The organism is Neisseria sp. P0009.S007 (genome assembly GCF_051962515.1).
Window position 1 is genome coordinate 1 of the sequence record NZ_JBQCVF010000390.1, and the last position, 1,284, is coordinate 1,284.

The window sequence follows — 1,284 nt, forward strand, 5'->3', positions numbered from 1 at the left end:
AGGAACAAGCTCGACGATACTTTGCGTATTGGCTGCTGTTTCAGGATAGGCATCCATGCGTGGCTTTCATTCAAGAGAAAACCTTATTGTAAACCAAAGCGGTTTTCAGACGACCTTGCATATTATACTCAAGTTGAGCATAATATAAAAACTATTTCAAAATATAAACGGCAAACCTTTATGCCGTCTGAAAAAACAGCCACAAGGAAACATCATGCAAACCGCCGCCCGCCGCTCGTTCGACTACGATATGCCCCTCATTCAGACGCCGACTTCTGCCTGCCAAATCCGTCAGGCGTGGGCGAAGGTTGCCGACACGCCCGACCGCGAGACGGCAGGCCGTCTGAAAGATGAAATCAAGGCTTTGCTGAAGGAGAAAAACGCGGTCTTGGTGGCGCATTATTACGTTGATCCGCTGATTCAGGATTTGGCTTTGGAAACAGGCGGATGCGTGGGCGATTCGCTGGAGATGGCTCGTTTCGGTGCGGAACACGAAGCCGATACATTGGTGGTGGCAGGTGTGCGCTTCATGGGCGAGAGCGCGAAAATCCTCTGCCCTGAAAAAACGGTGCTGATGCCTGATTTGGAAGCGGAATGTTCTTTGGATTTGGGTTGCCCGGAAGAGGCGTTTTCAGCGTTTTGCGACCAACACCCCGACCGTACAGTCGTAGTGTACGCCAACACTTCCGCCGCCGTGAAAGCGCGTGCCGATTGGGTTGTAACGTCTTCGGTGGCGTTGGAAATCGTGTCGTATTTGAAATCGCGCGGCGAAAAACTGATTTGGGGACCCGACCGCCACCTCGGCGACTACATCCGCCGCGAAACGGGCGCGGATATGCTGCTGTGGCAGGGTTCGTGCATCGTTCATAACGAATTCAAAGGGCAGGAATTGGCGGCGTTGAAGGCGGAACACCCCGACGCGGTGGTGCTGGTTCATCCCGAATCGCCGCAAAGCGTCATCGAACTGGGCGACGTGGTCGGCTCGACCAGCAAACTGCTCAAAGCCGCCGTATCTCGTCCCGAAAAAAAATTCATCGTGGCGACCGATTTGGGCATCCTGCACGAAATGCAAAAACAGGCGCCCGACAAAGAATTTATCGCCGCCCCGACGGCGGGCAACGGCGGAAGCTGCAAAAGCTGCGCGTTCTGCCCGTGGATGGCGATGAATTCGCTGGGCGGCATCAAATACGCCCTGACAAACGCACATAACGAAATCCTGTTGGACAGAAAGCTGGGCGAAGCCGCCAAACTGCCTTTGCAGCGTATGCTCGACTTCGCGGCAGG

The 1,284-nt window shown here is 54.4% G+C and carries 1 protein-coding gene; it reads left to right on the forward strand.

Annotation, left to right across the window (positions count from 1 at the left end; translation table 11 throughout):
* Nucleotides 1-214: 214 nt before the first annotated feature.
* A partial coding sequence (nadA, locus tag ACTHS3_RS13515) for a quinolinate synthase NadA (protein ID WP_440368197.1) occupies nucleotides 215-1,284 on the forward strand: 1,070 nt, incomplete at its 3' end.